Below are 24575 nucleotides of genomic sequence, written 5' to 3'. Positions count from 1 at the left end.
AAGTGCTTCAAAACCCCGGATGGATCGCCAGCGCCGCCCCGTCGACCAGCATCTCCGCGCCGGTCATAAAGGGGCATTCGTCGCTCGCGAGGAAGGCAATGGCGGCAGCCGTTTCGGATGGGTCGGCGAGGCGGTTCAGCGGCGAGGTCTTGGCGACGGCCGCGATCAGGCCGGGGGTCTGGACCTCGGCGGCTTCGAGAATGCCGGTCATGGTCGCGCCCGGGATCACGGTGTTGCAGCGGATCGCAAGGCCCTGCTGGGCGCACCACGTTGCCACCGATTTCGACAGCGCGCGTACCGCCGCCTTGCTCGCCGAATAGCCGACGTCGGTCGGCAGCGGGGCGATGGCGGTGGTGGACGCGATGTTGACGATCGCCCCTTTCGCCCCGCCCGGATTGTCGCGCATCGCGGCAATCGCGGCGCGGCATCCCGCCATCGTGCCGGAAAGGTTCACCGCCAGCACCCTGTCCCACGCGGCGAACATCGCCTCGTCATCCAGATCGCCGATCCCCGCGCCAGAGACCATCCCGGCGTTGTTCACCAGAATGTCGAGCCGCCCGAAAGTCTTCACGGCCTGTGCCACGATCTGAGGCCAGAGCGCGGGGTCGGACACGTCCTGCAACGCGAAGTGCGCCCCAGCCTCGGCGCACAGCGCCGCCCCGCGGCCTTCATCAAGGTCGGTCCCGAGCACCTCGGCCCCGTCGCTCCGCAGTCGCCGCACCGTCGCCGCGCCGATCCCGCTCGCGCAGCCGGTGACGATCGCGACCTTCCCCGACAGGTCGGGCATTACTCGGCCTGCTGCCAGATCGCGGCGCAGGGGCGCTGGTTATGCGTCGCCACGAAGCGGGCGAGGTTGTCGGTGCCCTCGGGCAGCTTCCAGCCCACGGTGAAGCCGAAATTGGCGAAGGCGAAGATCAGCAGGTCGGCGAAGGTGAAGCGGCCGAGCGCGATGTGGTCGCTCACGCCGAGATAGCTGTCGAACAGCCGCCACTTCTCGTCGGCCATCGCCGAGAGTTCCGCCCCCGCTTGCGAAGAGACGACGCTCATGCGTGGCTCGAACATCGGGCGGCCCGCCCCGGCGCGGAAGCCCATCGTCATCGGCACCACCACCTCCTGGTCGAACAGCCGCGCCCACTTGCGCACCGTGGCACGCTCCACCGGGCTCTCGCCGAACAGGTTGGGCGCGGGGTGCATCTCCTCGATGTATTCGCAGATCGGCCAGCTTTCGGTGAGGCACGTGCCGTCATCCAGTTCCAGTGTCGGGGTGGTGCCCTGCGGGTTCTTCGCCATGTAGCCGGAATCCTGCCGGTTCTGGCCGGTGATGATGTCGTAATGGACGCGGGTGAAATCGCGCCCCTCCTCGAGCCCCTTCTCGACCATGAACATCCGCACGAGGCGCGGGTTGGGGCCGAGGCTGGAATGAAGCGTGGTCATGGTGCTCTCCCGATTGGATTTGCGGAAGGTTCTACGGGGCCGGGCGCGGGCCGTCGCCCTCATAAATGCGCTAGGGGCGGCGCGAAAACCGGCTTGCGCGGCGAGGCTGTATTGCGCAGATAAGGCACCATGGACCAGACCCCCGTGCCCCAGCCGCTCGACGACGACGGCGAGCTGACCAAGCTCCACCCCAACTACGCCCACGCCCTGCGCGTGCAGACGGGGCTGACCGCGATCCCCTTCCTGATCGGGGCGCTGGTGCTCGAACTGGTGTTCCGCGACGAGGGCCTGTTCCCGAGCGGCGTGATCGCCGGGCCGGTGCTGCTGATCGCGCTGGTCCTGATCCTGCGCATTCCCGCCCGCCGCTACGGCTCGCGCGGTTACCAGATCAGCGCCGACCGCCTGCGGGTGGTGCGCGGGTTGCTGTTCCGCGCGGACACGGTGGTGCCCTTCGGCCGGGTGCAGCATATCGACGTCAACCAGGGCCCGCTCGAGAGGTTCTTCGGCATCGCCACGCTGACCTTGCACACGGCGGGCAACCACAATGCCTCCGTCTCGCTTCCCGGCCTCGGCGAGGAGCTGGCGCGCGAGATGCGCGAGTCCATCCGCGGGCATATCCGCCGGGAGACGATGTGAGCGAGCCCCGCCGTACCGCCCCGCTCAGCGTCGCGCTCGGCGCGGTGGGGGCGATCCGCAGCGCGGTGTTCCCGGCCCTCGCCATCGCCTTTTCCGGTGTCGGCGGCGACGGGCGCTTCGCGCTGGCGCTCGGGGTCGGCCTTGCCGCGGCGGCGATCGGCACCGCCTTCAGCTGGCTCGGCTGGCGGCGGCTCACCTACACCATCGGCGAGACCGACATCCGGGTCGAGAGCGGCATCCTGAGCCGCGCGGCGCGTTCGGTGCCCTTCGAGCGTATCCAGGACGTCAGCCTCGAGGCCAAGCCGCTGCCGCGCCTGTTCGGGCTGGTCTCGGTCAAGTTCGAGACCGGGGCCGGCGGGGGCGAGGACGTGGCGCTCGAATATCTCACCGCCGCCGAGGGCGAGGCGCTGCGCCGGCTGGTGCGCGAGCGCCGCGAGGAGGAAGCCGCCGCTGCCGCCGGAGAGGGCGCCCCTGTCGCGGCCACGACCGTGCCCGAGGAGGGCGAGGTGCTGTTCGCGCTCGGGCCGGGGCGGCTGCTGACCTTCGGCCTGTTCGAATTCTCGCTCGCGGTCTTCGCGGTGCTGGGCGGCGCGCTGCAATACGTCGACAACGTCACCGACATCGACGTGTGGAACGTCGACCTGTGGCGCAGCTGGCTCGAGGAACAGGGCACTGCCGTCGCCAGTCTCGGGCCCTATGCGCAGGCCGCCGGCGCCGTCGCGGGGCTGATCGGGCTGGTGCTGATCGGCTTCGGGACGGGCGTGGTGCGCACGATCCTGCGCGACTGGGGCTTCACCCTGACCCGCTCGGCGCGCGGCTTCCGGCGGCAGCGCGGGCTGCTGACCCGCACCGACGTGGTGATGCCCGCCCACCGCGTGCAGGGGCTGGTGATCGACACCGGCCTGGTGCGCTACCGCTTCGGCTGGCGCTCGCTGAGCTTCGTCAGCCTCGCGCAGGATGACGAGGGCGAAAGCCATGTGGTCGCGCCCTTCGCGCGGATGGAGGAGATCGCCCCGATCGTGCAGGCAGCAGGGTTCCGGCTGCCCGACGATGCGACGGCGTGGCAGCGCGCGGCCAAGCAGCATCGCACCGACAAGGCGGTGCTCGATTCGGCGCTGTTCTTCCTCGCGGCGATTCCCGTCGCGATCTTCGCGCCGCCGGGCCTGTTCCTGATCCCGCTCGGGATCGGGGTGCTGGCGGTGGGCGCGAACCTCTATGCCTGGGAGTTCCGGCGGCACGCCATCGACGACAAACAGGTCTATGCCAGCCACGGCTTCCTCTCGCCCACGCAGGCCATTGCCACGCGGCTGAAGCTCCACTCGGTCGAGATCGCGCAAGGCCCGCTGGCGCGGGTGCGCGGCTATGCGACGGTGCATCTCGGGCTCGCCGGAGGGAGCTTCGCGATGCAGGGCGTGCCGCTCGATCAGGCCCGCGCTTTGCGCGCGGCGGTGATGGAGACGATCACCGCGACCGATTACTCGCGGCTCGATCAGGCCTCGAGCGGGGCCCAGTCCGGGTTTTCGGAAAATTTCCTCGCCACGTAGGAGCAATCGGGGCGGATCAGGAAGCCCTGCCGCCGCGCGTCCTCGACCAGCCGCTCGGTCAGCGCCGCCGCCACGCCGCGCCCGCCGATCGCGCGCGGCACGATGGTGTGCGCGGCGATGCGCACCTCCTTGCCGTCGCGCTCGCCGCCGGCTTCCCATTCGAGGTAGCCCTGCTCCACCGCGCCCTCGACCGCCGCGACATAACGCCCGCCGGTTCCCTGAACGTGGTGAGTGATTGTCAGGTCTGCGCTTTGTTCGCCCATGTCTCGCTGCTCCCGCTTGTCACGCCCGAATGTGCGGTTAAGGGCGTGAGCCGATGACCCTTGCCAAGCCCTTCCTGTCCGACAACGCCGCCGCCGTCCACCCCGCGCTGTGGGAGGCGATGCGCAAGGCCGACGAGCCGGACAATCCTTACGACGGAGACCGGCTCTCGGCCGAGCTCGACGCCCGCTTCACCGCGCTGTTCGGGCGCGAATGTGCCGCGCTGTGGGTGGCGACGGGGACGGCGGCGAACTGCCTCGCGCTCGGCACGTTGTGCGCGCCCCACGGCGGGGTGGTATGTCACCGCGAGGCGCATATCGAGGTCGACGAGGGCGGGGCGCCCGGCTTTTTCCTTCATGGCGCCAAGCTGATGCTGGCCGAAGGCGAGGGCGCCAAGCTGACCCCGGCCGACATCGCCGCGCTGATCGATCCGATCCGCAACGATGTCCACCAGGTCCAGCCCCACGCCGTCGCGATCACGCAGGCAAGCGAATACGGCCGCACCTACAGCCCTGCCGAACTCGCGGCGCTCGGCGCCTTCGTGAAGGAGCGCCGCCTCGGCCTCCACATGGACGGCGCGCGCTTCGCCAATGCCGCGGCCTTCCTCCGCGGCAGCGCGCAAGAGGCGGCGCGGGCGGCAGCGGGGGCGGTCGACAGCCTCGCCTTCGGCTTCATCAAGAACGGCGGCATGGGCGCCGAGGCGGTGGTGCTGTTCGATCCCGAACGCGCCGCCGAGGTCCGTTATCGCCGCAAGCGCGCCGGGCACCTGCAATGCAAGGGCCGCTATCTCGCCGCGCAGATCATCGCAATGCTGGAAGACGACCTGTGGCTCGCCAATGCCGCCCACGCCAATGCCGCGGCGCAGGAGGTGGCGGCGGGCTGCGGCGAGCGGCTGCTCCACCCCGTGGAGGCCAACGAGCTGTTCGTGCGCCTCTCCCCCGCCGAGCGCGAGGCGCTGCGGGCGCAGGGCTTCGCCTTCTACGACTGGGGGCCGGATTCGGCACGTTTCGTCACCGCGTGGAACACCCGCGCCGAGGACGCGGCGGCGCTCGGCAAGGCGATCGCCGCGCTGTGAACCTCGCCGCCGCGCCCGCCCCCTCGATGCTCAGCCCCAAGGTGCTGGTGCCCTTCATGCTGACGGGCACGATCTGGGGATCGACCTGGTTCGTCATCACCGGCCAGATTTCGGACGTGCCCGCCGCCTGGGGCGTGTTCTACCGCTTCATGCTGGCAACCCCGGCGCTGTTCCTTCTGGCTATGACGATGGGCAACCGCCTGAAGCTGAACCGGGCGGAGCACCTGCTGGCGCTGGGCGTCGGGATCGCGCAGTTCTCGGGCAATTTCCTGTTCGTCTATCATGCCGAACAGCACATCACCTCGGGCATCGTCGCGGTGATGTTCGCGCTGCTGATGGTGCCCAATGCGATCTTCGCGCGGGTGTTCATCGGCGAGAAGGTGCAGGGCGGCTTCATCGGCGGCAGCCTTGTCGCCATCGCCGGGGTGGCGCTGCTGCTGGTGCACGAATGGAACGCCGCGCCGCTCGGGGGCAATGTCGGTCTGGGGATCGTCCTGGCGGTGGGCGGGATGCTCGCCGCGTCGATCGCCAACGTGGTGCAGGCCAACCCCACGGGTCGCGGGGTGCCGATGGTGAGCCTGCTCGCCTGGGCGATGCTCTACGGGACGCTGTTCGATCTCGGCTATGCTTTGCTCACCGCCGGCCCGCCGCAGATGCCGGGCGCATGGCAGTTCTGGGCGGGGACGGCCTATCTCGCGATCATCGGATCGGTGGTGACCTTCCCGCTGCACTACAACCTCGTTCGCGAGATCGGGGCGGGGAAAACGGCCTATAACGGCATCGTCACCGTGTGCGTGGCGATGCTGCTGTCGACCCTGTTCGAGGGATTTCGGTGGGACGCGCTCTCGGCGAGCGGGATGGCACTGGCCCTCACCGGCATGGGGCTGGCCTTGCGGGCGCGGCGGGTGAAGGCGGTGCAGGTGCAGCAGTCGGGCGCGCTACGGAGGTAGGATGCTGATCGGCCCGCAGGGCCGCAAGGGCGAATGCCCGTCGCGCCTTATGGCGCGGTAGCCAAGGGCGCGGATGCGCCCGCCGGCGCTTGAGGCGAAAACAAGGACGCCAGCCCCTCGACATAGGTCGGATATCTCGGCGACCACCCCAGCACCCGCTTCGCCTTGCCGTTCGCGACGCGGCGGTTCTCCATGTAGAAACCGCGCGCCATGTCGGAGAGGTTGGCGTCCTCCAGCGATTCCAGCGGCGGGAGGGGCAGGCCGAGCAAGCGGCAGGCGTGTTCGGTCACGGCGTTCCCGCTGCACGGGTAATCGTCGCCGAGGTTGTAGGCCCCGGCCGGCGCATCCTGCGTGAGCGCAGCGACCACCCCGCTCGCGATGTCGTCCACATGGACGCGGCTGAAGACCTGCCCGGGGAGGTCGATCCGCCGCGCCTTGCCCTCTTTCACGCGGTCCAGCGCCGAGCGGCCCGGCCCGTAGATCCCGGGCAGGCGAAACACCCGCGCGCCCATGTTCAGCCATGCGAGGTCGGCATCGGCGCGGGCATTCCTGCGGCCCTCTCCGCTCTGCGCTATGGTCGGGGTCGCCTCGTCCACCCAAGCGCCCTCGCGGTCGCCATAGACGCCGGTGGAGGAGAGGTAGAACAGCTCCTTGCCCGCAAGCGCCTCGCCATAGGCCTCCAGCACCGGATCGCCCCCGGCGCGCTCCGGCGGGACGGAGGAGAGCACGTGGGTGGCCTCGCCCAAGGCCGCCAGCACCGCATCGCGGTCGGCAAAGGCGATGTCGCCCGCGCTTCCGGTGGCGCGCACCTGCCAGCCCTTTGCGTGCATGGCGACGGCGATGCGCGTTGCGGTGTAGCCGAGGCCGAAGATGAGAAGGTGCGCCATGCCTTACTAGTGCCGTTCGCCTCGAGCGGATGCAACGCACAACCGCAGGTTGAACTCGAGAGGCCTGTGCGTCCAGCGGTGCGCTTTGTGTCTCGACTGCGCTCGACACGAACGGGTAGAGAGTGACCTATGGATATCGCCACCACCCCCACCACCCCCGAAGGCAACCCCGAACTCGCGGACGCCGCCCCCACCCCGCACGAGCCGCCGGTGATCCGGCGCGAGGATTACCGGCCCTTCGCTTGGGTCGTGCCGACGACGAAGCTGGACTTCCGCCTCGGTCTGGAGGCGACCCGCGTAACGGCGACCCTCGCGGTCGAGCGCAACCCCGCCGCCGATCCCTCGCCCGAGCTGCGCCTCAACGGCGACAGCCTCACCGCCGAGAGCGTGACGGTGGACGGCGCCCCGGCCGATTGGCGCATGGATGGTCCCGATCTCGTCATCACCCTGCCGGGCGCTGCTCACACGGTCGAGGTCGTCACCACCATCGACCCCAGCGCCAACACCCAGCTCATGGGCCTCTACGCCTCGAACGGGATGCTCTGCACCCAGTGCGAATCGGAAGGCTTCCGCCGCATCACCTTCTTCCCCGACCGGCCCGACGTGCTCTCGACCTATGCGGTGCGGATGGAGGGCGACAAGGCGCTCTTCCCGATCCTGCTGTGCAACGGCAACCGCGTGGCCGAGGGCGAAAACACCGACGGCACCCATTGGGCCGAATGGCACGATCCCTGGCCCAAGCCCTCCTATCTCTTCGCGCTGGTCGCGGGGGATCTGGTGGCGAACAGCAAGCCCTTCACCACCCGCTCGGGCCGCATCGTCGAGTGCAATGTCTGGGTGCGCGCCGAAGACCTCGCGCGCACCGACCACGCGCTCGAATCGCTCCACCGCTCGATGAAGTGGGACGAGGACGTGTTCGGCCGTGAATACGACCTCGATCTCTACAACATCGTCGCCGTCAGCGATTTCAACATGGGGGCAATGGAGAACAAGGGTCTCAACGTCTTCAACACCAAATACGTGCTCGCCGACCCCGACACCGCGACCGACGCCGATTTCGACGCCGTCGAGGGCGTGATCGCGCACGAATATTTCCACAACTGGTCGGGCAACCGCGTGACCTGCCGCGACTGGTTCCAGCTCTCGCTGAAGGAGGGCTTCACCGTGCTGCGCGATCAGCTCTTCTCGCAGGACATGCGCGGCGAGGCGGTGAAGCGGATCGAGGATGTGCGCATCCTGCGCGCGGCGCAGTTCCCCGAGGACGCGGGGCCGCTCGCCCACCCGATCCGGCCCGATTCCTATCGCGAGATCAGCAACTTCTACACGGCGACCGTCTACAACAAGGGCGCCGAGGTCATCCGCATGATGCGCTCGATGGTGGGCGAGGCGCGGTTCCGCGCCGGGTGCGATCTCTATTTCGACCGCCACGACGGCGAGGCGGCGACCTGCGAGGATTTCGTCAAGGCGATCGAGGACGGGGCGGGCATCGACCTCACCCAGTTCCGCCGCTGGTACGCGCAGGCCGGCACGCCGCGTGTCGCCGTCACGCAGGCCGTGGAGGGCGACAGTCTGAAACTCACCCTCCGGCAGACCGTCCCGGTCACCCCCGGCCAGCCCGACAAGCTGCCGATGCCGATCCCGCTCAAGGTCGCGGTCCATTCGCGGCAGGGCGCGACGGGGGCGGAGCAGGTGCTGGTGCTGGCGCAGGAGGAGCAGAGCTTCACCCTGCCGCTCGCCGGGCCCGATCCGGTGGTCTCGATCAATCGCGGCTTCACCGCCCCGGTGGTGATCGAGCGCGATCTGGCGCGCGAGGACCTCGTGTTCCTTGCTGCGCATGACGATGATCCCTTCGCCCGCTCGGAAGCCCTGCAGGAACTCGCCGTCGGGCACCTGGTGGCCACCGCCTCAGGCACCCTGTCGGCGGACGAGCAGGCCGCGGCCGAAGCGGCGATCATCGGCGCTTTCCGCTCGAGCCTCGCCGACAATGCGCTCGAGGACGCGATGCGCGGCGAGCTGATGGTGCTGCCGTCCGAGACCTACCTGTTCGAGGCCATGGCCACGGGCGAGCGCCTCGCCGATCCCGGCGCGATCCATGCCGCGCGCGAGGGGCTGAAGGCGGCCATCGGCACGGCGCTGGCGGGCGAGCTTGCGGCGCTGCACGCGCGGGCCTCGGCGGTGGCGCACGACGATCCGGCAGGCCGTGGCGCGCGCAAGGTCAAGACCATCGCGCTGGGCCTCATCGCCGCCGCCGATCCGGCGAAGGCGGGGCAACTGGCGGCAGCGCAATATGACGCGGCGGACAACATGACCGACCGGCAGGGCGCGCTGATGGTGCTGTGCGGGCTCGACACGCCCGCGCGCGAGGAGCGGCTCGCCGCCTTCTACGAGCGCTACAAGGGCAACGCGCTGGTCGTCGACAAGTGGTTCACCCTGCAGGCGCTGTCGCTCCATCCGGATGTGATCGCCCATGTGCGCAAGCTGGCCGAACACCCCGACTTCACGCTGAAGAACCCCAACCGCGTGCGCTCGCTGCACATGGCCTTCGCGGGCAACCCCAAGGCGTTCCACAAGGCCGACGGGGAGGGCTACCGCATGGTCGCCGACGTGATCCTCGCGTTGGACCCGATCAACCCGCAGACCGCCGCGCGCTTCGTGCCCTCGCTCGGGCGCTGGCGGCGGCTCGAGCCCGGGCGGGCGGCGCTGATGAAGGCGGAGCTGGAGCGGATCCTTGCGGCGGGCAACCTGTCGCGCGACACCTTCGAGCAGGTCAGCCGCTCGCTCGAGGGCTGAGGCGGTGGACTTCCAGATCGAAACCGCCGACCTGCTGGCGGGCGTGCCCCACGGCTTCTTCGGCAGCGCCGGGGGTGGGCACCAGTTCGGATCCGGCGGGCCGGGGGAGGGCGCCGAGGTCCGCGCGTTGCGGGCAGCGGCGGCCGAGGCGATCCTGCCCGGCGGACGCCTTGCCGCGCCGCACCAGGTCCATTCGCCCGATGTGGTGACAGTCACCGCAGCGTGGGACGATGCCGCCGAGGGCCGCCCCGTCGCCGATGCCGTGGTGACCGCAACGCCGGGCATCGTGCTCGGGATCGTCACCGCCGACTGCGGGCCGATCCTGTTCTCCGACCGCGAGGCGGGCGTGATCGGCGCCGCCCATGCCGGCTGGCGCGGCGCGGTGGACGGCGTCCTCGAGAACACCGTTGCGGCCATGGAATCGCTCGGCGCGCGGCGCGAGCATATCGCGGCGGTGCTCGGCCCCACCATCGCGCAGCCGAGCTACGAGGTCGATGCGCCCTTCCGCGCCCGCTTCCCCGCCGATGCCGATCGCTTCTTCGCCCCTGCGCCCGAACGCGAGGGCGTGGCCCGCTGGCACTTCGACCTGCCGGGATTCATCATGGCCCGGCTTCGCGCCGCGGACCTCGGGAAAATTGCGGATCTGGGCCGGGATACATTCTCCCAGGTCGCGCGTTACCATTCCCACAGGCGCTCCACCCAGGCGCGCGAGGCGAATTATGGTCGGCAGATCAGCATGATCGCGCTGCCCTGAGGTCGCCTTGCACGGCGGCGAACGCGCCTTGCTTAAAACACGGTTGGAAATTCGCAGGATTGCCGTTAATTGCCCCGCGCAAGTTTCGGGTGAGGTGCGCTCCACGGGCGTTCGCCGGGCCTGAAGCAGGGACCAATCGACGGATCGGGATCCGGGGCCTCGCCCCGCACTGGAACACCACGCCGCGCAGGCCAATCCCGGCGCGGCAAAACGAGCAGGGTAAGAAGAAATGGCGACTGATACGGCCGCGACCAACGACCTCAACCACCCTGAAGGCGTGCGTCGCCGCGACTGGATCCACATTGCCGCGCTGAGCACCGCGGGCGTCGGCGGGGCTTCGGTCCTGTTCCCGCTGGTCAGCCAGATGGCCCCCTCGGCCGACGTGCTCGCCGCGAGCACCACCGAGGTCGATGTCGGCGCGATCCAGCCGGGCCAGAGCATCAAGGCCACCTTCCGCAAGCAGCCCCTGTTCGTGAAGCGCCTCACGCCCGAGGAAATCGCCAAGGCCAAGGCCGATGACGGCGCCGACATGCGCGACCCGGCGACCCTCGCCGAGCGCACCAAGGCTGGGCACGAGGACATCCTCATCACCATGGGCGTGTGCACCCACCTCGGCTGCGTGCCGCTGGGCGCGGCCGAAGGCGAGAACAAGGGCGAATTCGGCGGCTATTTCTGCCCCTGCCACGGCTCGCACTACGACGTTGCCGGCCGCATCCGCAAGGGCCCCGCGCCGCTCAACCTGATGGTGCCGGAATACACTTTTGCTTCCGACACCGTCGTCCGCGTCGGCTGAGCTTTCGTATCTGAACGATAACGATAATCGTCCGTTTCCCTAACACCGATCAAGCCGAGAGAACGCCATGAGTTTCGCCTGGGCCAAGCAGTATGAACCGCAGTCCGCTTTCACCAAGTGGCTGGACGAGAAATTGCCGCTTCCGCGGCTCGTCTACAACGCGGTGGGCGCCGGTTATCCGGTGCCGCGCAACCTCAACTACATGTGGAACTTCGGCGTGCTCGCCGGCTTCTTCCTGGTGGTGCAGATCGTCACCGGCGTCGTCCTCGCCATGCACTATGCCGCGAACGCGCAGGTCGCCTTCGGCACGGTCGAGCACATCATGCGCAACGTCAACTACGGCTGGATGCTGCGCTACGCCCACGCCAACGGCGCGAGCTTCTTCTTCATCGTGATCTACCTGCACATCTTCCGCGGGTTCTTCTACTCGTCCTACAAGGCCCCGCGCGAGATGATCTGGCTGCTGGGCGTGGTGATCTTCCTGCTGATGATGGCCACCGCCTTCATGGGCTACGTGCTGCCGTGGGGCCAGATGAGCTTCTGGGGTGCGCAGGTCATCACCGGCCTGTTCAGCGCGATCCCGCTGGTCGGCGAGCCGCTGCAGGTGTGGCTGCTGGGCGGTTTTGCCCCCGATAACGCCGCTCTGAACCGCTTCTTCTCGCTGCACTTCCTGCTGCCCTTCGTGATCGCGGGCGTCGTGATCCTGCACATCTGGGCGCTGCACATTCCCGGCTCGTCGAACCCGACCGGCGTGGAAGTGAAGCAGGAATCGGACACCGTGCCGTTCCACCCCTACTACACGGCGAAGGACGGCTTCGGTCTCGGCGTCTTCCTGATCCTGTTCGCAACCATGGTGTTCTTCCTGCCGAACGCGCTGGGCCACCCCGACAACTACATCGAGGCGAACCCGCTCTCGACCCCGGCGCACATCGTGCCCGAATGGTACTTCTGGCCGTTCTACGCGATCCTGCGCGCCTTCACCGGTGACCTCAGCATCCCCTTCACCGGCATCGTGCTGATCCCGGCCAAGCTGCTCGGCGTGATCGCGATGTTCGGCTCGATCCTGCTGTGGTTCATCCTGCCCTGGCTGGACAAGAGCCCGGTGCGCTCGGGCCACTACCGCCCGCTGTTCCGCAAGTTCTTCTGGTTCGGCCTCATCCCCTGCATGATCGCGCTGTTCATCTGTGGCGGCGCGCCGGCGGAGGAGCCCTATGTGGTGATCAGCCAGATCGCGACGGCCTACTACTTCCTGCACTTCCTGGTGATCCTCCCGATCGTCAGCCAGATCGAAGTGCCCAAGCCGCTGCCGTTCTCGATCACCGAAGCGGTGCTCGGCGGGACCAAGCCCGGGAGCACCTCGGGCGGCGGCACGGTCGATCCCGAAAGCGTTGTCGAGGGTCTGCCCGGCACCGCCACCGATGGTTCGCTGCAACCGGCCGAGTGATCGGCCGGGAACAGCCCCCAGCAATCTGAACCGATAACGAGAAAGAGTTCGGACATGTCTATTCGTCTCGGCGGCATCCTTGCAGGCCTCGCCATCACCCTGGTGCTGGTGCTCTGGTCGCTCCTGCCCGGTGCCTACAACTACGCCTTCGGCCCGGCGCCGGAGAAGCAGCCGTCCTATGCCTTCTACGAGCACGGCCATGGCCCGGAAGGCGGCTTCTCGTTCGACGGCCCCTTCGGCAAGTGGGACTACGCCCAGCTGCAGCGCGGCTATCAGGTCTACAAGGAGGTCTGCTCGGCCTGCCACAGCCTGAAGTTCGTCGCCTTCCGCAACCTGCAGGAGCTCGGCTACACCGAGGCCGAGGTTGACGCCGAGGCCGCGGCATGGACTGTGCCGGGCATCGACCCCGCGACCGGCGAGACGACCACCCGACCGGGCGAGCCGACCGACTACTTCCCGATGCCCTTCCCCAACGCGATCGCGGCGGCGGCGGCGAACAACAACGCCATTCCGCCCGATCTCTCGCTGATGACCAAGGCACGGCACGACGGTTCGAACTACGTCTATGACCTGCTGACCGGCTATGGCGAACCCGATCCGGAGAAGGCCGCCAAGGTCGGCTTCGAGACGCCCGACGGTCTCTACTTCAACAAGCACTTCCCGAACGTGAACATCGCGATGGCCCCGCCGCTCGCGGTGGACGGGCAGGTCACCTATGCCGACGGCACCAACGCGACCATCCCGCAGATGGCGACCGACGTGGCCGCCTTCCTGACCTGGACGGCCGAGCCTTCGCTGATCCAGCGCAAGCAGACCGGCTGGTTCGTGCTCGGGTTCCTGCTGTTCGCGACCGTGCTGGCCTTCCTCAGCTACAAGCAGATCTGGGCCGGGGTGAAGCCGAAGAAGGGCTGATCCGCCTCACCCAGGGCGAAATGTTCAGGCGCCCCGTCATCCCTTGCGGATGGCGGGGCGCTTGTGCATTTAGGCCTGCGAAAGGGGCCCGCCGATCATGACTGCACCACATCTCTCTCCTGCAGAGCTCAAGGCGCTTGTCCGCACGGTGCCCGATTTCCCCCATGCCGGGATCCAGTTCCGGGACATCACCACGCTGATCGGCCACCATCAGGGCATGGCGGCGAGCGTCCACCACCTCGCGCAGCTGGCGGCCGCGGCGGGGGCGCACAAGATCGCCGGCATGGAAGCGCGCGGCTTCATCTTCGGCGCGGCGGTGGCGGTTCAGCTCGGGGTGGGCTTCGTGCCCGTGCGCAAGCCAGGCAAGCTGCCGATCGAAACCATCGGCATCGAATATGCGCTCGAATACGGCACCGACCGGCTGGAGATGGACCCGGGTGCGGTCGAGCCGGGGGAAAAGGTGGTGATCGTCGACGATCTCATCGCCACCGGCGGCACCGCGCTCGCCTCGGCCGAACTGCTACGCAAGGCGGGGGCGGTTATCGAACAGGCGCTGTTCGTGATCGACCTGCCCGACCTCGGCGGGGCCGAGCGGTTGCGGCAGGCAGGGATCGCGGTCGCGGCGCTGATGGAATTCGAGGGCGACTGAGCCGCCCGGCTCGCGCCGGGAACCCCGCAGGGCCGGTTTGGGTTGTGCTCTTGAACGGCTGTCGTCTATGCCTGCTGCGGGTCGCCTGCCGCGTCCCGCCTCTCGCGCAACTGTCACACGCAAAGGACCACCGGGACCGCCAATGGCTATCGCCTTGACGCTTCTTGCGCTGGTCGCGCTTCCCTTCGTTGCGGCGCTCGCCATCGCGCTGACCCACGGCGCACCGCGCGTTGTCCATTCGGGGATCGCGGGTGTGGCGAGCGCCGCCGGCCTTGCACTCCTCGCCAGCCTCGCCGCGCCGGTGCTGGGGGGCGAGGTGCCCGCCGCCTCGTGGGCCTGGGTCCCCGCGCTTGGCATGGACCTTACCCTGATGGTCGATCCGCTGGGCTGGATGTTCGCCCTGCTGATCGTCGGGATCGGCCTCCTCGTGGTGATCTTCGCCCATTTCTACCTCTACAAGGACGAGGACACCGGGCGCTTCTTCGCCAGCCTGATGCTGTTCCAGGGCGCGATGCTGGGGATCGTCATCGCCGGCAATGTCCTGCTGCTGCTCGTCTTCTGGGAGATGACGAGCCTGGCCTCGTTCCTCCTGATCGGCTTCTGGCAGCACAAGCCCGAAGCCCGGCAAGGCGCGCGCATGGCGCTGGCGGTGACGGGGGGCGGGGGTCTCGCGCTGATCGGGGGGATGGTGCTGCTGGGGATCGCCGCCGGCTCCTTCGATCTCGCCACGATCCTCTCCCGCGGCGCCGAGGTGAAGGCCTCGCCGCTCTATCCCGCGATCCTCGGCCTGATCCTCGTCGGCTGCTTCACCAAGTCCGCGCAGTTCCCGTTCCACTTCTGGCTGCCGCACGCGATGGCCGCGCCGACGCCGGTGAGCGCCTACCTGCACTCGGCGACGATGGTGAAGGCGGGCGTCTTCCTGCTCGCGCGCCTGTGGCCGGTGCTGGCGGCGACCGAGGCCTACACGACGATCGTCACCACCACCGGCCTTGCGACCATGCTGCTCGGCGCGGGGGTGGCGCTGTTCCGGCACGATCTGAAAAGCATCCTCGCCTATTCGACCATCTCGCAGCTGGGGATGCTGGTGATGCTGCTGGGCTTCAGCCTCGAGGCCGCCGCGATGGCTGCGGTGCTGCACATCCTCAACCATGCCGCCTTCAAGGCCGCGCTGTTCATGAGCGCCGGCATCGTCGAGCACGAGACCGGCACGCGCGACATCCGCCGCCTCGGCGGGCTCGCCAAGGCGATGCCGATCACCGCCCTCGTCGCGACGCTCGCCGCCGCCTCGATGGCGGGGCTGCCGCCGCTCGGAGGGTTCATCTCCAAGGAGCTGATGCTCTACCAGACGCCCAAGCTGGCGCTGTTCGGCCTCCCCTGGTTGCTGCCGGTGCTGGCGACCCTCGGGGCGACGTTCTCGGTCGGTTACTCGCTGCGTTTCGCCGCCCACCTGTTCTTCGGTGCCCCGCGCGAGGCGGAGCCCTTCGCCCGGGCGCATGATCCTTCCGCCGGGATGTGGGGCGGCCCCGCGCTGCTGACGGTGCTTGCGGTGCTGCTCGGCCTCGTGCCCATGACCCTCGCCGCCCCGCTGGTGGGCGCTGCCACCGGAGCCGTGACGGGGAGCACCGCTCCGCTCGTCGAGCTGGCGCTGTGGCACGGGCTCAACCTCGCGCTGATGCTGAGTCTGCTGGCGGTGGCGGGCGGGGCAGCGCTGCTGTGGCTCCACAAGCCGCTGCTGGCGGCGTGGGAGGCCACCCCGCTCCCCGACGCCAAGCGCATGTTCGAGGCGTTGATGGGTTTCGCCGACACCTGGGTGCGCAAGGCGATCGTCGCCACCCATACGCCGCGGCTCCAGACGATGCTGCTGGCGAGTTTCACCGTGATCGTCCTCCTGATCATCGACGGCGCTGTCACCGCTGGCGGCGTGCTGACGGGCACGCGCGCGCTGCTGCCCGCCACCCCGCCCGCGATCATCGCCTGGGCGCTGCTGATTGCGGCGACGGCGGCGGTGGTGAACGATTCGCGCAACCGGCTGCGCGTGCTGATCTATCTCAGCGTCATCGGCCTGATCGTCAGTCTCGCCTTCGTGCAGTTCTCCGCCCCCGACCTCGCGCTGACGCAGATCTCGGTCGAGGTGGTGACGATCCTGCTCCTGCTGCTCGCCCTCAACCTCCTGCCAAAGGCCCCGCCGCTGCTGTCCTCCGCGCCGCGCAAGTGGCGCGACGGGGCGCTGGCGGTGACGGGGGGCGTGCTGGTGGGCGGCATCGCCTGGGCCATGCTGACCCGCGACCCGGGGCCGAGCATTGCCGCCTATCACCTCGCCAACGCCAAGCCCGGCGGCGGGGGGACAAACGTGGTCAACGTGATCCTCGTCGATTTCCGCGCCTTCGACACGCTGGGCGAGATCATCGTGCTCGGCATCGCCGGGCTGGGCATCTTCGCCCTGCTCGATACAGCCGCGACCGGCGCGGCCGGCGCGCGGCTGCGGGCGTGGCGCGAGGACATGCCGCACTCGCCCGAGCGGCACCCGATGATGCTCGTCGCCGCCAGCCGGATCATCCTGCCGCTGACGCTGACCGTGGGCATCTACCTGTTCCTGCGCGGCCACAACCAGCCGGGCGGCGGCTTTATCGCCGCGCTGGTGGTGGCGATCGCCTTCCTCGTCCAGTATCTCGCCGCCGGCTTCGACTGGTCCGACAAGCGCCTGCCTTTCGGCGAGCACCAACTGATCGGCTGGGGCGTTCTGGCGGCAATGGCGACGGGGCTGGGCGCGATGGCGCTCGGGGTGCCGTTCCTCACCAGCTGGTTCGACTATTTCAGCCTGCCGCTGATCGGCAAGTTCGAGCTGGCGAGCGCGATGCTGTTCGACACCGGCGTGTTCCTCACGGTGCTCGGCGCCGTGATGCTGGCGCTGGCGCAGCTGAGCCATGTCGGCCAGCGCGCCGCCCGCGCCGCCCAGGCGGAGGAGGGCGCGCAATGAGCCACGAATTCCTCGTGGCGAGCGCGATCGGCGTGCTGGTGGCAGGCGGCATCTTCCTCGCCCTGCGCGCGCGCACCTTCCAGGTGGTGCTGGGGCTGACCCTGTTCTCCTATGCGGTGAACCTGTTCCTCTTCGCCAGCGGCCGGCTGGTGCTGGGCCGTCCGCCGATCTGGGACCAGGCGGTGACCGAATACACCGACCCCCTGCCGCAGGCGCTGGTGTTGACCGCGATCGTCATCACCTTCGGCATGACCGCCTTCGTGGTGATCCTTGCCCTGAGGGGCTTCCTGGAGACCGGCAGCGACCATGTCGACGGCGATTCGGTGCCCTGCGACACGCAGGACGGCCTTGCCGCCGACAGCGAGGAGACGCGGCTGTGAGCCTTGCCGTCCACCTCCCGATCCTGCCGATCGCGATCCCGGCGCTCGCCGCGCCTGTCGCGCTGCTGGCGATGCGGCGGCGGCGGGCGCTGGCGGTGGGCCTCGGCTTCGGCTCGTGCCTCGCGATGCTCGTCACCGCGTTGGCCCTGATGGCGCGTGTCTCGGACGGCACGATCCTCGCCTATGCGCTGGGTGACTGGCCCGCGCCCTTCGGCATCGTGCTGGTGGCCGACCGGCTGGCGGCGATGATGCTGGTCCTGACCGCAAGCCTCGCGCTCATCGCGCTGCTGCACGCCGTGGTCACCCGGGCCGACCGCAAGGGGTGGCATTTCCACCCGCTGTTCCAGTTCCAGCTGATGGGCCTGAACGGCGCCTTCCTGACCGGCGACCTGTTCAACCTCTTCGTCTTCTTCGAGGTGCTGCTGATCGCCTCCTACGGGCTGATGCTGCACGGGCAGGGGCCCGCGCGGCTCAAGGCGGGGGTGCAGTATGTGGTGGTGAACCTCGTCGGCTCGTCGGTGTTCCTGATCGCGCTGGGGATGCTCTATGCGCTCACCGGCACGCTCAACATGGCCGACATGGGGCTGCGGGTCGCCGCGGTTCCGGCGGCGGACCAGGGTATGCTGCGGATCGCCGGGCTGCTGCTGGTGAGCGTTTTCGCGCTGAAGGCGGCGGTGGCGCCGCTCCATCTGTGGCTGCCGCGCACCTATGCGGTCTCGACCCCTGCGGTGGCGGCGCTGTTCGCGATCATGACCAAGGTCGGCGTCTATGCGATCATCCGCGTGGTCCCGCAGGTGTTCGGCGAGGGCGCGGGGGCGGCGGCCTGGGTGCCCGCGCCGTGGATGTTCCCGGCGGCGCTGGTGAGCGCAGGGATCGGTTTTGCCGGCGTGTTCGTGGCGCGCAGCCTTTCCGAGCAGGCCGCCTATGCCGTCATCGGCTCGACCGGCACGCTGCTGATCGCGGTTGCCGCGTGGACGCCCGAAAGCCTCGGCGCCGCGCTCTATTACCTCGCGCATTCGACGCTGGCGGGCGCGGCGCTGTTCCTGGTGGCGGATGCGGCGGCGCGGCGGCGCGGGGCCTTCGGCGATGCCGCAAGCCCCGGCCCCGCCTTCGCCGGGCGCGGGATCGCGGCGATGCTGTTCATGGCCGCCGCCATCGCCGCGACCGGCCTGCCGCCGCTTTCGGGCTTCATCGGCAAGCTGCTGATCCTCCAGTCCGTCGCCGCGCTTCCCGACTGGGGCTGGGCCTGGGGCGTGATCCTCGGCACGACCTTCATCGGCGTGATCGGCTTCGCCCGCGCTGGCAGCGCCGTGTTCTGGAAGACGGGCGAGGGTGAAGCGCCCGCCGCCCGCACGTACCGCACCGACTTCGCCGCGCCCGCTCTCGCGCTGGTGCTGCTCGCGGCGCTCTCTGCGGGTGCGGGCTGGGCGAGCGCCTATGCCGGGGCAGCGGCGGCGCAGGTGCTCGATCCGGCGCGCAGCGCGGCGGTGGTGCTGGCGGAGGCGACGCCATGAATCGCCTGCTCCCCCATCCCGGCCTGTCCGCCCTGCTGGTTGTCATGTGGGTGGTGATGGTCAACGACCTGACCTACGGCACGCTGTTCCTGGGCCTCGTGTTCGGGGTGCTGGTGCCGATCTTCACCGCGCCGTGGTGGCCGGGCCGCCCGCAGGTGCGCTTCGTACCGGCCATCGCCTATTGCGGCGTGGTGCTGTGGGACATCCTCGTCGCGAACTTCCAGGTCGCAGCGATCATCCTGTTCAAGCCCTCGCACGCCCTGCGCCCGGCGTGGCTTGCGGTCCCGCTCGAGCTTGCCAGCCCCGAGGCGATCACCGTCTTCGCAGGCACGATCAGCCTGACCCCCGGCACGGTCTCGGCCGATGTTTCGGCCTGCGGCAGGTTCCTGCTGGTCCACGCCCTCCACGCGCCCGATCCGCAGGCCGAGATCGTCAAGGTCAAGGCGCGCTACGAGGCGCGGCTCAAGGAGATCTTCCATGCTTGAGGGGGCGCTCGCCTTCGGCTTCGCGGCATTGGGCCTCGCGCTGGCGCTCAACCTGTGGCGCCTGTTCAAGGGCCCCGGCGTCGCCGACCGCATCCTCACGCTCGACACGATGGTGATCAACGTCATCGGCCTGATCGTGCTGGCGGGCATCGCGGGCGGGAGCGGCACATCCTTCGAAGCGGCGCTGCTGCTGGCGATGGTCGGCTTTGTCGGCACGGTCGCCTATGCCAAGTTCCTGTTGCGGGGGGACATCATCGAATGAGCGGCGCCGTCTCCTTCGCCGAGATCCTCGCCAGCGCGCTCATCGTGCTGGGCGGCGGCTTTGCCCTGGTCGGGAGCTGGGGTCTGGTGCGCCTGCCCTCGCTGATGGAGCGGCTGCACGGGCCGACCAAGGCGACGACCCTGGGGCTGGGGGCGATGCTGGTCGCCTCGGTCGCGTGGTTCCAGCTCGCGCTCGGCACCTGGACGACGCACGAGCTGCTGATCTCGGTCTTCCTGTTCGTCACCGCGCCGATCAGCGCGAACATGATCGCCAAGGTGCACCTCCACCGGCTGCGGCAGGGCGAGGCGGGCGCGGAGCCCGGCCCCGCCGGCGCGCCCGCGCCGCCGCCGGGCCGCGCCGACTGGGCCACGCACGAGGCTCCGCATCTCGGCACGCCGGGCGATTTCGAGGGCGACTAGGCGGGCACCAGCACGATCCGCGCAAGGCTGATCAGCGCGAACAGCGCGCCGGTCCACGTCAGCGTGTGCATCGTCGCAAGGCTCGCAATGCGGGCGACCGGGGCGTGGACGTAATCGTCGATCAGCTCGTTCAGGCCGTATTTGACGTGCCAGAAGGTCAGGCCGATCAGCAGCACCATCAGCAGCGCGTTGAGTGGATGGCGCAGCCAGCCCGTGACCGCGCGGTGCGACAGGTCCGGCAGGAGCAGGACAATGGCGGTGAGCAGCCAGGCATAGAGCACGATCAGCGCAAGCGAATTGAGCCGCACCGCGATGAAGTCCTCCGCGCCGCCCTTGCCGGGGTCGAGCCGGTGCGTCTCGTGCCGCGTGTCCTGCTTTGCCATGTGTCTCGTCCCGCTCGCCGTGCCGGGCGCTTCCCTAGGCCGGGCGCAGGACCGGCGCGCTCACATAGGTGAAGCGGGGGCGAAGCGGAGCCGACCGCCGAAGCGCGCAGCGCCAGCCGGTCGCGGAGGTTACAGGATTATCGGGAAGGGAGGGCTGGAGCGGGTAGCGGGAATCGAACCCGCATAGCCAGCTTGGAAGGCTGGAGCTTTACCACTAAGCTATACCCGCTCGGGCTCAGGACGCGCCCATGCCACCTGGGGAGGGCGCGCGTCAACACTTCTGGTCAGGCGCGGGCCACCGCGAGGTTGTCGATCAGCCGCGTGCCGCCGATCCGGGCCGCCACCAGCAGCCGCGCCGGATCGCTGCCGAGCGCATCGAGCGGTTCGAGCGAGCGGCTGTCGGCGAGGACGGCGTAATCGACGCTGGCAAAGCCCGCCGCGATCAGCTCCGCCTCCATACGCGCAAGCGCCCCGGCCGCATCTGCGCCGCCACCGATTGCGCTCGCAGCCTCGCGCATCGCGCGCGGGAGGGCGGCGGCGGCGGCGCGCTGGTCGGGCGAGAGGTAGCGGTTGCGGCTCGACATCGCGAGCCCGTCAGCCTCGCGCACTGTCGGCACGCCGATGATGCTGTCGACATGGGGCCGCGTCAGATCGAGGTCGCGTGCCATCGCCCGGATCACGGCGAGCTGCTGGAAATCCTTCTCGCCGAAGAAGGCAATGTCGGGCTGGACCTGGTTGAAGAGCTTGCACACCACGGTCGCCACCCCGTCGAAATGCCCGGGGCGCGCTGCGCCGCAAAGGCCCTCGCTGACCCCGGCGACGCTGACATTGGTGACGAAGCCCGCAGGATACATCGCCGCCACGTCCGGCGCCCACAGCAGGGCGACGCCCTCGGTCTCCAGCATCGCGGCATCGGCGGCAAGCTGGCGGGGGTAGGCATCGAGGTCCTCGTTCGCGCCGAACTGCTTGGGATTGACGAAGATCGAGGCGACGACGTGGTCGGCCTCGGCCTTGGCGCGGCGCACCAGCGTGAGGTGGCCCTCGTGCAGCGCGCCCATCGTCGGGACCAGCGCGATCGTCGCATCGCCGACACGCAAATGTGCCAAAGCGGTTCTCAACATTTGCAACGTCTTGACCGTTTGCACCGTCAGGCCTCCAAGGATAATGCCGAAGCACGCCCTAGCGGCGCCAGCTGTCCCATTTCAAGCCGCTCCGCCGAGAGACCCGCGCGAGAAAACCGCCATGCCGCCCGCCCAGCCCCCGCAGCCTCAGCCGGCAACGCGCTCCCTCAGGAAGGGGCAGGCGCACCGCATCGTCTTCGCCAACGAGAAGGGCGGCACCGGCAAGTCGACCACGGCGGTCCATGTCGCGGTGGCGCTGTCCTATCTCGGCGCGCGGGTGGCCTCGATCGATCTCGATCCGCGCCAGCGCACCATGCACCGCTATATCGAGAACCGTCTGGCGACGCTCGAGAAGCGCGGCCTGACGCTGCCGACCCCGGCCTGCGAGGTGTTCCGCGGCAACGGCACGGGCGACCTGATGGCGATGATCCGCCGGCTCGAGGCCTCGTGCGATTTCCTGATCATCGACAATCCCGGGCGAGACGATCCCTATGCCCGCATCGCGGTCGAGCACGCCGACACGCTGGTCACGCCGATGAACGACAGCTTCGTCGATTTCGACCTGATCGGCCAGGTCGATGCCGAGACCTTCAAGGTCAAGAAGCTGTCCTTCTTCGCCGAGCTGATCTGGGAGGCGCGGATGAAGCGCAGCCGGATGACGATCGAACAGCAGCGCCCCGAGATGGACTGGATCGTGGTGCGCAACCGCACCGGCCATGTCGAGGCCAGGAACCAGGCGCGCCTGCACAAGGCCCTGAACGAGATGGCCAAGCGCGTCGGCTTCCGGGTCACGCAGGGCCTTTCCGAACGCGTGATCTACCGCGAGCTCTTCCCCTCGGGCCTGACGCTGCTCGACAAGGGGCACCTGGGCGAGCTCGGCACCAGCCACCTCATCGCCCGGCAGGAGCTGCGCGCACTGGTCAAGGCGCTGGCCCTGCCGCAGTTCAGCCGCGAACAGGGCGAGCTGGAACTGGCCTGAACCGATGCTGCGCGCGCTTGTCCTGATCGCCGCCGTGTGCATCTTCTGCCGCTGGGCCTTCGGCAAGTGGCCGTGGGATTTCCTGCGGCCCGCGCCGACCCGGAGCCAGGCGATATTCCGGGCACGCAAGCTGCTGGGTGTCGCGGCCGGGGCGGAACGCGATGAAATCATCGCAGCCCACCGCCGCCTCACCGCGCTGGTGCATCCGGACAAGGGCGGGACGACCGCGGCGATGCAGGAAGCCAATGCCGCCCGCGATCTGCTGCTCGACGAGCTGCCTCATCCGCGCGACGGGCGGCCGCCCGACGATACCTGACCGAGCATCGCACGGTTGACACAATCGCGAGGCAGGGGTTTGGCAGGAAAGTGGACTGTGCGGGGGAATGTCCGGGCCGGCCGCTCCGTTGAAAGGACGGGCGCCCGATCCCTGCCGATACACCAATAGCCCGATCATCGCCCCGAAGCGGGCAAGGAGAACCCTCGATCATGCAACACAATTTCCACCCCACCGTGCTGCGCGAATACGACATTCGCGGGATCATCGGCGAAACCCTCGGCGCGGATGACGCGCGGGCGATCGGCCGGGCCTTCGGCACGCTGCTGCGCGAGGCGGGGGGCAGGACCGTGGCGGTCGGCTATGACGGGCGGGTCAGCTCGCCGATGCTCGAGCATGCGCTGATCGAGGGACTGACCGCGAGCGGGTGCGACGTGGTGCGGATCGGCATGGGGGCAACCCCGATGCTCTATTACGCCGAAGCCTCAGCCGAAGAGGTGGATGGCGGCATTCAGATAACTGGCAGCCACAATCCCCCCAATTACAATGGCTTCAAGATGGTATTTCTGGGGCGCCCGTTCTTCGGCGCCGATATCCAGAAGCTCGGGAAGCTGGCTGCGGACGGGGCCTTCGCCAGCGGCACCGGCGAGGTGACCGCGCGCGACATCCTTGGCGAGTATGTCGAGCGCCTGCTCCAGGGTCTGGCCGGGACCGACGCCGGCAAGCTCGAAACCCTGCGCGTCGGCTGGGATGCCGGCAACGGTGCCGCGGGCCCCGCTCTCGAGGCGCTGGCTGCCCGACTGCCGGGCGAACATCATCTGCTCTTTACCGAAGTCGACGGACATTTTCCCAACCACCATCCTGATCCGACAGTAGAGGCCAACCTGACCGATCTTCGCGCGCTCGTCGCCGAGAAGAACCTCGATTTCGGAGTGGCTTTCGACGGGGACGGCGACCGCATCGGCGCGATCGACGGCGAGGGGCGGGTGATCTGGGGCGACCAGCTCCTGATGATCTATGCCGAGGACGTGCTGAAAACCCGCCCCGGCGCGACGGTTATCGCCGACGTGAAGGCCAGCCGCGCGTTGTTCGACCGCGTCGCCGAACTCGGCGGGCAGCCGCTGATGTGGAAGACCGGCCACTCGCTGATCAAATCCAAAATGAAGGAAACTGGCGCGCCGCTCGCCGGCGAGATGAGCGGGCACGTGTTCTTCGCCGACGAGTATTACGGCTTCGACGACGCGCTCTATGCCGGGGTCCGGCTGCTCGCCGCCGCGGCGCGGCTCGGCAAGTCGGTGACCGAGCTGCGGGGGAGCATCCCGGCGATGCTCAACACCCCCGAAATGCGCTTCCAGGTCGACGAGAGCCGCAAGTTCGCGGCGATGGAGGAGATCGCCGGGCGTCTTACCGCCAATTCCGGCCCCGAGGTCGAGAGCGTGAACACCACCGACGGCGTGCGCGTCAACACCGCCGACGGCTGGTGGCTGCTGCGCGCCTCGAACACGCAGGACGTGCTGGTCGCCCGCGCCGAGAGCGACAGCGAGGCGGGGCTCGAACGCCTGCTCGCGCAGATCGACGCGCAGCTTGCCCTCTCGGGGCTGGAGCGCGGCGAGAGCGTCGGCCACTAGCGCCGGGAACCGCTGCGATTCCAA

At 69.1% G+C, this 24575-nt stretch carries 25 protein-coding genes and 1 tRNA gene; 19 read left to right on the top strand and 7 right to left on the bottom strand.

Annotation, left to right across the window (positions count from 1 at the left end; translation table 11 throughout):
- Positions 1-7 precede the first annotated feature (7 nt).
- The gene (locus CBR61_RS00700; protein WP_088912634.1) at positions 8-787 is read right to left on the bottom strand and encodes an SDR family NAD(P)-dependent oxidoreductase; all 780 of its coding nucleotides are present in this window, start codon (positions 785-787) and stop codon (positions 8-10) included.
- Positions 787-1434 (bottom strand): glutathione S-transferase family protein, encoded by a 648-nt coding sequence (locus CBR61_RS00695; protein ID WP_172835903.1) that lies wholly within the window; start codon positions 1432-1434, stop codon positions 787-789. Before CBR61_RS00695 ends, CBR61_RS00700 begins: the two co-directional genes overlap by 1 nt.
- Before the next feature lie 129 nt (positions 1435-1563).
- Here CBR61_RS00695 and CBR61_RS00690 point away from each other — a divergent pair, with 129 nt between their 5' ends.
- Both CBR61_RS00690 and CBR61_RS00685 read left to right on the top strand, forming a co-directional pair.
- Complete coding sequence (locus tag CBR61_RS00690) at positions 1564-2070, top strand: PH domain-containing protein (protein ID WP_088912632.1); 507 nt, start codon at positions 1564-1566, stop codon at positions 2068-2070.
- Positions 2067-3614 carry a PH domain-containing protein gene (locus CBR61_RS00685; RefSeq protein ID WP_088912631.1) on the top strand — a complete coding sequence of 516 codons (1548 nt, stop codon included), beginning with the start codon at positions 2067-2069 and terminating at the stop codon, positions 3612-3614. The genes CBR61_RS00690 and CBR61_RS00685 overlap by 4 nt, the downstream gene beginning before the upstream one ends.
- Here CBR61_RS00685 and CBR61_RS00680 read toward each other — a convergent pair.
- Positions 3560-3877: a GNAT family N-acetyltransferase gene (locus tag CBR61_RS00680; protein WP_088912630.1), complete on the bottom strand. Its 318-nt coding sequence runs from the start codon at positions 3875-3877 to the stop codon at positions 3560-3562. The two genes, CBR61_RS00685 and CBR61_RS00680, sit on opposite strands and share 55 nt — an antisense overlap.
- A gap of 53 nt (positions 3878-3930) precedes the next feature.
- On the opposite strand from CBR61_RS00680, the gene CBR61_RS00675 reads away from it, so the two are divergent.
- Positions 3931-4950, top strand: coding sequence for a threonine aldolase family protein (locus CBR61_RS00675; RefSeq protein WP_088912629.1), 1020 nt, complete (start codon positions 3931-3933; stop codon positions 4948-4950).
- Between the two features lie 26 nt (positions 4951-4976).
- Positions 4977-5900: a DMT family transporter gene (locus CBR61_RS00670; protein WP_088915379.1), complete on the top strand. Its 924-nt coding sequence runs from the start codon at positions 4977-4979 to the stop codon at positions 5898-5900.
- A gap of 47 nt (positions 5901-5947) precedes the next feature.
- On the opposite strand, the gene CBR61_RS00665 is transcribed toward CBR61_RS00670, so the two are convergent.
- The gene (locus tag CBR61_RS00665) at positions 5948-6787 is read right to left on the bottom strand and encodes an NAD(P)-dependent oxidoreductase (protein WP_088912628.1); all 840 of its coding nucleotides are present in this window, start codon (positions 6785-6787) and stop codon (positions 5948-5950) included.
- 129 nt (positions 6788-6916) lie between these two features.
- Here CBR61_RS00665 and pepN point away from each other — a divergent pair, with 129 nt between their 5' ends.
- The 12 genes from pepN (at position 6917) to CBR61_RS00605 (ending at position 20166) form a co-directional block, all read left to right on the top strand.
- Complete coding sequence (gene pepN, locus CBR61_RS00660) at positions 6917-9577, top strand: aminopeptidase N (protein WP_088912627.1); 2661 nt, start codon at positions 6917-6919, stop codon at positions 9575-9577.
- A 4-nt stretch (positions 9578-9581) separates the two neighbouring features.
- Positions 9582-10331: a peptidoglycan editing factor PgeF gene (gene pgeF / locus CBR61_RS00655; RefSeq protein WP_233996793.1), complete on the top strand. Its 750-nt coding sequence runs from the start codon at positions 9582-9584 to the stop codon at positions 10329-10331.
- A 229-nt stretch (positions 10332-10560) separates the two neighbouring features.
- Positions 10561-11124: a ubiquinol-cytochrome c reductase iron-sulfur subunit gene (gene petA / locus CBR61_RS00650; RefSeq protein ID WP_088912626.1), complete on the top strand. Its 564-nt coding sequence runs from the start codon at positions 10561-10563 to the stop codon at positions 11122-11124.
- Positions 11125-11191: 67 nt separating this feature from the next.
- Entirely contained in the window at positions 11192-12568 is a 1377-nt protein-coding gene (locus CBR61_RS00645) for a cytochrome b (RefSeq protein ID WP_088912625.1), read from the top strand.
- A gap of 54 nt (positions 12569-12622) precedes the next feature.
- Positions 12623-13480, top strand: coding sequence for a cytochrome c1 (locus CBR61_RS00640; protein WP_088912624.1), 858 nt, complete (start codon positions 12623-12625; stop codon positions 13478-13480).
- Positions 13481-13577: 97 nt separating this feature from the next.
- Positions 13578-14129 (top strand): adenine phosphoribosyltransferase, encoded by a 552-nt coding sequence (locus tag CBR61_RS00635; RefSeq protein WP_088912623.1) that lies wholly within the window; start codon positions 13578-13580, stop codon positions 14127-14129.
- Positions 14130-14271: 142 nt separating this feature from the next.
- Positions 14272-17106: a monovalent cation/H+ antiporter subunit A gene (locus CBR61_RS00630; protein ID WP_088912622.1), complete on the top strand. Its 2835-nt coding sequence runs from the start codon at positions 14272-14274 to the stop codon at positions 17104-17106.
- Complete coding sequence (locus CBR61_RS00625) at positions 17103-17486, top strand: Na+/H+ antiporter subunit C (RefSeq protein WP_088912621.1); 384 nt, start codon at positions 17103-17105, stop codon at positions 17484-17486. The genes CBR61_RS00630 and CBR61_RS00625 overlap by 4 nt, the downstream gene beginning before the upstream one ends.
- The gene (locus CBR61_RS00620) at positions 17483-19000 is read left to right on the top strand and encodes a monovalent cation/H+ antiporter subunit D (protein ID WP_088912620.1); all 1518 of its coding nucleotides are present in this window, start codon (positions 17483-17485) and stop codon (positions 18998-19000) included. The genes CBR61_RS00625 and CBR61_RS00620 overlap by 4 nt, the downstream gene beginning before the upstream one ends.
- Positions 18997-19485 carry a Na+/H+ antiporter subunit E gene (locus CBR61_RS00615; protein ID WP_088912619.1) on the top strand — a complete coding sequence of 163 codons (489 nt, stop codon included), beginning with the start codon at positions 18997-18999 and terminating at the stop codon, positions 19483-19485. Before CBR61_RS00620 ends, CBR61_RS00615 begins: the two co-directional genes overlap by 4 nt.
- A complete protein-coding gene (locus CBR61_RS00610; protein ID WP_088912618.1) occupies positions 19478-19747 on the top strand; it encodes a K+/H+ antiporter subunit F in 270 nt (89 codons plus the stop codon). Before CBR61_RS00615 ends, CBR61_RS00610 begins: the two co-directional genes overlap by 8 nt.
- Complete coding sequence (locus CBR61_RS00605; protein ID WP_088912617.1) at positions 19744-20166, top strand: Na+/H+ antiporter subunit G; 423 nt, start codon at positions 19744-19746, stop codon at positions 20164-20166. The genes CBR61_RS00610 and CBR61_RS00605 overlap by 4 nt, the downstream gene beginning before the upstream one ends.
- Here CBR61_RS00605 and sdhD read toward each other — a convergent pair.
- From sdhD to panC, 3 genes are all read right to left on the bottom strand, one after another.
- Positions 20163-20549: a succinate dehydrogenase, hydrophobic membrane anchor protein gene (sdhD, locus tag CBR61_RS00600; RefSeq protein WP_088912616.1), complete on the bottom strand. Its 387-nt coding sequence runs from the start codon at positions 20547-20549 to the stop codon at positions 20163-20165. The genes CBR61_RS00605 and sdhD overlap by 4 nt on opposite strands.
- A gap of 155 nt (positions 20550-20704) precedes the next feature.
- Positions 20705-20778, bottom strand: a tRNA-Gly gene (locus CBR61_RS00595).
- 55 nt (positions 20779-20833) lie between these two features.
- Positions 20834-21694 (bottom strand): pantoate--beta-alanine ligase, encoded by an 861-nt coding sequence (panC, locus tag CBR61_RS00590; RefSeq protein ID WP_088912615.1) that lies wholly within the window; start codon positions 21692-21694, stop codon positions 20834-20836.
- A 97-nt stretch (positions 21695-21791) separates the two neighbouring features.
- Here panC and CBR61_RS00585 point away from each other — a divergent pair, with 97 nt between their 5' ends.
- From CBR61_RS00585 to pgmG, 3 genes are all read left to right on the top strand, one after another.
- A complete protein-coding gene (locus tag CBR61_RS00585) occupies positions 21792-22649 on the top strand; it encodes a division plane positioning ATPase MipZ (RefSeq protein WP_088912614.1) in 858 nt (285 codons plus the stop codon).
- A 4-nt stretch (positions 22650-22653) separates the two neighbouring features.
- Positions 22654-22965, top strand: coding sequence for a J domain-containing protein (locus tag CBR61_RS00580; RefSeq protein ID WP_088912613.1), 312 nt, complete (start codon positions 22654-22656; stop codon positions 22963-22965).
- A gap of 170 nt (positions 22966-23135) precedes the next feature.
- The gene (gene pgmG / locus CBR61_RS00575) at positions 23136-24551 is read left to right on the top strand and encodes a phosphoglucomutase/phosphomannomutase PgmG (protein WP_088912612.1); all 1416 of its coding nucleotides are present in this window, start codon (positions 23136-23138) and stop codon (positions 24549-24551) included.
- The last annotated feature ends 24 nt before the right edge of the window (positions 24552-24575 follow it).

Source organism: Porphyrobacter sp. CACIAM 03H1, assembly GCF_002215495.1.
Lineage (GTDB): Bacteria > Pseudomonadota > Alphaproteobacteria > Sphingomonadales > Sphingomonadaceae > Erythrobacter.
The sequence above is the reverse complement of the archived record's forward strand: the minus strand, read 5'-3'. Positions and strand labels throughout refer to the sequence as shown.